8 protein-coding genes are annotated in these 6038 nt (G+C 65.0%); all 8 read left to right on the plus strand.

Annotated features, from left to right (window positions below):
- Positions 1-325 precede the first annotated feature (325 nt).
- The 8 genes from AS029_RS16685 to AS029_RS16720 all read left to right on the plus strand — a co-directional run bounded on the left by AS029_RS16685 (position 326) and on the right by AS029_RS16720 (position 5613).
- Positions 326-619 carry a DUF6507 family protein gene (locus AS029_RS16685; RefSeq protein WP_058233724.1) on the plus strand — a complete coding sequence of 98 codons (294 nt, stop codon included), beginning with the start codon at positions 326-328 and terminating at the stop codon, positions 617-619.
- Entirely contained in the window at positions 619-1551 is a 933-nt protein-coding gene (locus AS029_RS16690; RefSeq protein ID WP_058233725.1) for an ADP-ribosyltransferase family protein, read from the plus strand. Before AS029_RS16685 ends, AS029_RS16690 begins: the two co-directional genes overlap by 1 nt.
- Before the next feature lie 666 nt (positions 1552-2217).
- Positions 2218-2721, plus strand: coding sequence for a hypothetical protein (locus AS029_RS16695; protein ID WP_167345301.1), 504 nt, complete (start codon positions 2218-2220; stop codon positions 2719-2721).
- Positions 2722-2752: 31 nt separating this feature from the next.
- Positions 2753-3013, plus strand: a complete 261-nt coding sequence (locus AS029_RS16700; RefSeq protein ID WP_058233727.1) for an acetate and sugar kinases/Hsc70/actin family protein — start codon at positions 2753-2755, stop codon at positions 3011-3013.
- 235 nt (positions 3014-3248) lie between these two features.
- On the plus strand, positions 3249-3518 hold the full coding sequence (locus AS029_RS17750) for a glycohydrolase toxin TNT-related protein (protein ID WP_058233728.1): 270 nt from the start codon (positions 3249-3251) through the stop codon (positions 3516-3518).
- Entirely contained in the window at positions 3515-4081 is a 567-nt protein-coding gene (locus AS029_RS16710; RefSeq protein WP_058233729.1) for a hypothetical protein, read from the plus strand. The genes AS029_RS17750 and AS029_RS16710 overlap by 4 nt, the downstream gene beginning before the upstream one ends.
- A gap of 187 nt (positions 4082-4268) precedes the next feature.
- Positions 4269-4844, plus strand: coding sequence for a YrhB domain-containing protein (locus AS029_RS16715; protein ID WP_058233730.1), 576 nt, complete (start codon positions 4269-4271; stop codon positions 4842-4844).
- Between the two features lie 127 nt (positions 4845-4971).
- Positions 4972-5613 (plus strand): SseB family protein, encoded by a 642-nt coding sequence (locus AS029_RS16720; protein ID WP_058233731.1) that lies wholly within the window; start codon positions 4972-4974, stop codon positions 5611-5613.
- The last annotated feature ends 425 nt before the right edge of the window (positions 5614-6038 follow it).

A 6038-nucleotide genomic window follows, 5' to 3' on the forward strand; every position in this document is an offset into this window, starting at 1 on the left:
TACTCCGCCGACGGGGTGTCGGAGGACTACCGCGGCAAGGAGCTGCGGTGGAAGAACGCCGCCGCCGAGGTACGCGGCATCATCCAGACGCTGCGTTCGTCGCTCGAGCGCAACGACGAGTCGGCCCAGACCGCGCTGAGCAAGGCTCGCGCGGCCGTGGAGTCGATCGGCTGAGTTCCCCCGCGATGCCGGGGGCCACACGCTCCTGGCATCGTCGCCGCGCCGCAGCCCGATGAGCGGCACAGGGGAAGAAGAGAGCGAAGGAGGGCACGCGATGACAGCGTGGCGTATTGAGCCGTCGGGTGTGTCAGCGGTGCTGCAGTAGGTGAATGTCGAGGCCGAGGCACTCGGCACGGCACTCAACGCGCTGAGCCCCGCGCTCGAGGGAGCGGTGACGGCGACCCATTCGGGTGCTATCTCGGAGGCCGTGCAGGCGTACTTCCAGCAGGAGGAGGGGCCGCGCATCCAGGGCATCAGCACCCGGATCGGTGCCGCGGCGCAGGGCGTCGTCACCGCCACTGAGGCCTACATCGCAGGTGACATGGAGATGGCCGCGAACGCGCAGTCGGCCGCCGTGTCAGCCGTGTACCCGCCCGTTCTCCCGCGCGGAGTCATGTGATGCCGAGTCCCATCGACTTCGAGAAGATCCCGGGTGCCGACATCCAGCCGGATGCCATCGAGGAGAACGCGCGCACGATCGGCACGATCTCGGGCCGGGTGACCGAGCACGGCTCGAACGTGAACTTCACCTGGCAGGGCATGGCCGGTGTCTACGAAGCGCCGGAGTCCCCCACCTTGCTCGGACTCATGGCACCCGTGAGCTCGCAGGCCACGCAGGTCGGCGACAAGCTCGCCGAGGTGTCGTCGGCCCTCATCGCGTTCGCCGCCGATGTGCGCCCGATCAAAGCCGAACTCGACTCGCTGCGTATCGAGGCGAAAGCCTTCGTCGACTCGATTCAGGGCGGCGTGCAGGTGCGTGAGATCAACCCCGCGTGGACGGCCGCGCAGTCGCCCTACGGCGGTGCGACCGCCATGCCGACCTACCAGGGCTCGTGGGGCGGGTCGACGACGACAGTGGCTCCCGCAACCCCCGACAAGTACCGCACGGTCACGAAGGAGTGGCACGAGTCCCAGGAACATGTCGACCGCAACAACGAGCTGCTCGAAAGCCGAGCAAGGGACTTGACACAGGGACTCGCAAATTTGCCCGGCGAGGCGATTCCCGGCCGTTTCTTCTCTCGCGGAATAACATTCAGCCCCGATCTCCTCGACCAGTTCATCCCGGGCGACCACTGGAGCGATGCATCTTTCATGAGCACAACTACGAACCCCTTCATCGCTCAAGAATTCGCCGACTTGGCGCTGGGACAGGGCAAGACACCAGGAATCATCACAATCGACGGAGTAACGCCGTCGTCGGTGTCTCCTCTGTCTCGATACGCTGGAGAAGCGGAATTCCTCTGTCAGAGGAGCACAAAATTCGAAGTTCTCAGTAAATTTCAGGACGCCGTGGGCGTCTGGCACATTCACATGCGGGAGGTGAGAAATTGACGACCCGCAATCTCCCCGACTCGTCCGAACTTTGGCGACAGCTCGAGACACACGTGAACAACACGCTAGGCTCCGTGGGGATCGAGAAGATGCTAGGTGGTCGACGCTCTGGTGACCCCCGGGCGCGATGGACAGACGCGGCATCAGGCTGTCTGGCGTCCGTCGCTGAAGTCGCGGCCCTACGCCAGATCGGTGATCTGAGGTTCGTGGTGGGAGACGCTGGAGGCGTCACCGTCCAATTGGGCATTTCGCACGTCCAGGTGTTCGCCGGCGGCGCTCGTCTTACCACCATCCTGTGGCGCCCTCCGGCCGCGGTCATCCTCAGTGAATGGGCATTCTCAACCTGGGGCGAGACGTGGACGTCGACGCTGAATGCGCTCAAGTCCCCGCGCACGGTTGTTCACATAGACGAGGGCGGATATTTCCCTGGCCTGGATTTCGTCGCTCAGGACCCCTCTGGGGTTGGACCATACATCTCCGCTTCATCGTCTCAGATGGCGCAACGTGGGGGTCAGGCAGAAGACCTCGGGGAGGATGGCGTGCGCCGTGCAATTCAAATAATCGAAACTCGACAGCAGACTGAACAACGAATGTGAAGACCAGCCGGCAGAGCCGCGCGTAAGGCGAAGAGGAGGCGGAGAACGACGAATGAGCGACAACTCAGGATTGACGAACGCACTGGCGGCGCTTCCGGTCTATCGGGGACTGTGCTGGAGGGGTTTCCCGCGGGAGATCACCGCCCCGATTCCGCTCGATTCGGTGCTCCCCGCGACCCGCGATGTTCGTCTCGCAACAGGCAACTTCGAAGGTGTCGGCGCGATCGTCATCGTGAGCAGCACGGCACGCGATGTCGCGCTGCTGTCCGCGTCACCTCAGGACGGCGAGGTCGCATTCCTGCCCGGCACCACTCTGATTCCCCTCGGCCCCCGCCGAGACCTGTCCGGGCTGAGCCTGCAGGTCCTGGGCGAGTCGGTCCCCGCATCCGAACAGTTCATCCCCACCGATGACGTGCTGCAGGAAACAATCCAACAAGCGCGGGCACGCGGTCCGGCGACGCTGGAGCGCGCGGCGCGATTTGGGGTGGCGACCGCCCATCGAATGACGATGGCTCACAGACAGGGGGCGTCAGGCGGAGGAGTTCGGGTGAGCTGCTTCTACCCGTCGATGTGATGATTGTCCTAAGAGTGATGAGGGAGATCCCATGATCGGTCCGACCCATTTTGAGCAGATCGTCGAGGCGGAGCGCCTTGGGAAGTACCTCCACGTGGGCGTTCCAGACGGGACCACCTCGAACAAGGTGTGCGTGTTCCAAGACGGCACTAGATGGGTGACGGTTTCCACGGATGAGAGAGCCTCCATCATCGACAAGACGTTGCGGACGTTCGAGGACGAATCGGAGGCCCTCGAAGACGCGTTAGAAGCTCTCCGTTTCGAGAGGGATCTGATCGAATACCGGCCCTAGAAGTACCCGCAGACTTCTTCCAATCGCTGCGGCTCGACTACCCCAACACTGGAGCCAGGTCCCGCACGACGGATTCGCGACGCGCACGGGGAGCGACGGTGAGGTCATCGTCACCCGCGAGGACGGCCACCCGGCCGCCGGCACCCTCGTCGACCGCTACGGTCCCGGCGGTCGTTTCACCTCGCCGATCGGCGAAGATGGGCCGGCGGACTACGCGTCGCGGTCTCTCCCCTACGTGGAAGACCCCGCGCACTATCACCAGTACGAGGACACCGGCGATCTGAGTGACATCCCCGCGGCGGTGCGCAACCACCCCGATGCGGAATTGCGCCAGGAGATCGCCAACCTCATGAACGCGTACCAGCTGTCGTTCGAAGACCTGCGCGTGCAGGTGGGTCCGATCGCGCCGGGCTTCGGCCAGCGCGACGGGGGGACGCAGTACCTGTTCCCGCTCAGTACCGACATGATGGAGAGGCTCGGGTTGATCAAGGCGGTCCGTCAGTGACGCTGACACGCGAGGAGGTCCTCGACGCCATCCGCACCGAGGGTCTGACTGGATACCGCTGGTTCGAGGACGCGACGAACGAGACCGACGTCATCGCGATCCAGCGGACCTCGGACGGTTGGGTTGTCTTCGCGACCGACGAGCGCGCGACCCCGATCGGACGCCGCGAGTTCTCGTCGGAAGAACCCGCCCTCGAGAACTTCCTCTCTCGCCTGCGCTCGCTCAACAGCGTGGCCGCCTGGCACGAGAAGAATCGCCAGGGGAAGGCTGCGGAACGCCAGGCCCAGACCCCTGCGGACTCACCGCGATACTTCGTGCGTGAGCTGCGGATCGACGGCGAGCTCGTGCCCGCTCGCCTTTTCCGCCGACGCAGCGACTCGACCGGCATGATCGACGAGTACCTCGTCGACGTCGACACGTGGGCTCCCGACACCCGGGGGTTGCTCGACCGCGCCGTCCGCTTCTCACTCGACTCCGCTCTGGAGGAGATCTCCGACGACGCGGCCCAGGACATCTTCGACATGGTGGCCAGCCGCACGTATGTCCCGCTTCGCCGCCGCTGAGGACGCATCCCGCGGCATCCACTCCCGGATACACCAGCACCGGTCTGAACGTCACAAGACGGGGCTGAGATGATCGACGCAGAATCCGCGCGGGAGATCGTGCGCCGCGATCTCCCGCACGCCGAAGACCGCGGCGGGGTTGCGGTGCGTCCTCGTGAGAGAGACCCTCGACTACGGCGCGTGGTGAGTGCAGGGCTATCAATCCGCGGCGTTCGCCGTTCAGGGCGATGTCTTCCAGGCGCTGGCCGGCAACGGCCCCTGCGTGATCCCGGAGAACGGGGACGCCGTTTCCACGCCGTCGAGCGCGGAACCGGTCGATGCGCAGAGGGCTCGCCTGGCCGCAGGCGACGAGGTCATGAGGCGTGCGCTGATGCGGGAGAACGGTTCGTCGACGACATGGCTGTATCCGATCGCCTGGCGCTTGGCCGCGATCGCGGCGCTCCGACCGTTCGACTACCTCGAGGGCGCTTTCCGACTTCGACTCCTCATCACGGAAAGCGACGGACTGATGCGCACTAAGACGGAAGCAGAGCAAGCTGCATTGCGATTCCTGTCCACCTCGGCTGCCGACGACGGCGTCGAGCGGGTGATTCCTCGCGAGCCCGTCGAGGCGGGAGCAGATTGGGTTTTCTCCTACCAGGGTCATGGCTACGTCCAGCGCGGCGATCTCGATGAGATGCTCATCGGAAACATGCCGATCGTCGTTCCCAAGCGCGACCAGCTCCCGTACGCTCTCAATGCGCTCGACGACGTCGACGACTGAATCGCACGCCTGAAGCGGAGCGATTGCTGATCGGGGCGTCAGTGGGTCCTCATCAGCGCAGCGATGTCGTCATGGGGTCGGTTGGCGATAGAGGCGCTGCGGCGCTGTCTATTGAAGGAGCCTGACGATGACAGACCCCCGTCCCGAGAACGATCTCGAGCTCGCGATCAGACTGGCGAGATCAGGAGAGTGGGCGGTGGAGCAGCTGGCACCCGCACTGCTCGGTTTCGAGCTGGTCGTCCTCACCGAGGGAACCCCCGAACCGACTGCGGTGAATCCGCTCGTCGTGCATCGCGGTGGGTCGAGCTTTCTTGCAGCGTTCACTGCTGTCGACCGGGTACCCGCCGAATTCGGTCAGAACCGGAGTGCGCTGATGATGCCCGGACGGATCCTGGTCGGCGGCGCGGGCTCCGGTGTCGGTCTCGCCGTGAACCCCGGATCGGCGGACGCGATGGAGATTCCGGCATCGGCGCTGGCCGCGCTGCGCAGTTTCTCGTCGGCGCCGGAGGAGCGCTACTTCATTCGCGAGGGCGTCATAGACGGGCAGAGCGTGCCCATCTCCGTCTTCCGACGTCGGGTGACGCCCGAGGGCCCGGTCGACGAACGACTGCTCGACGTCGATTCGTGGACCGACGACACGCCTCACACGGTCGACAAGGCCGTTCGTTTCCCCCTCGATTCCGACCTCGAGGAGATTTCGCCCGATGCGGCACAGGACGTCTTCGATATGGTCTCGCGCCGGAGCTACACGCCGCTTCGGCGTCGCTGAAACGGAATCCCTGCCCGGCCCACCGGCCGGCGGTGGGCGCCACGCTCGACGACGCCTTGCGGTGGGGGGCAAATCCGTCGGTGAAGACACCGGTCATCGGAGTGACCCGGGTGGCGACATCCGGACAGCTGATCCCCACCGATGCCGTGCTCTGGAGGAAGCGATCACTCAGGCGCAAGCACGCGGCGCGGTGGCGTCGGAGCGGGCGGCGCGATTCGGGTGGCGACCCCCGGGTGTGTGACCGCGAAGGCGGGTGACTGACCCCTCCTCCACAGGCGTGAGAAAAAGGAGAGTTCTCTCATCTGGCTTTCCTCCCCCGTGACCCCTGGTTAAAGTTTTCGAGTTCTCTGCACGTGATTCACGAACGAAGGGTGGGCTCTCGTGAAGTTCGCAATGGGGTCAGACACGCTGGGCGTGCTGACGAA

It is taken from the genome of Microbacterium enclense, from assembly GCF_001456955.1.
Lineage (GTDB): Bacteria > Actinomycetota > Actinomycetes > Actinomycetales > Microbacteriaceae > Microbacterium > Microbacterium enclense.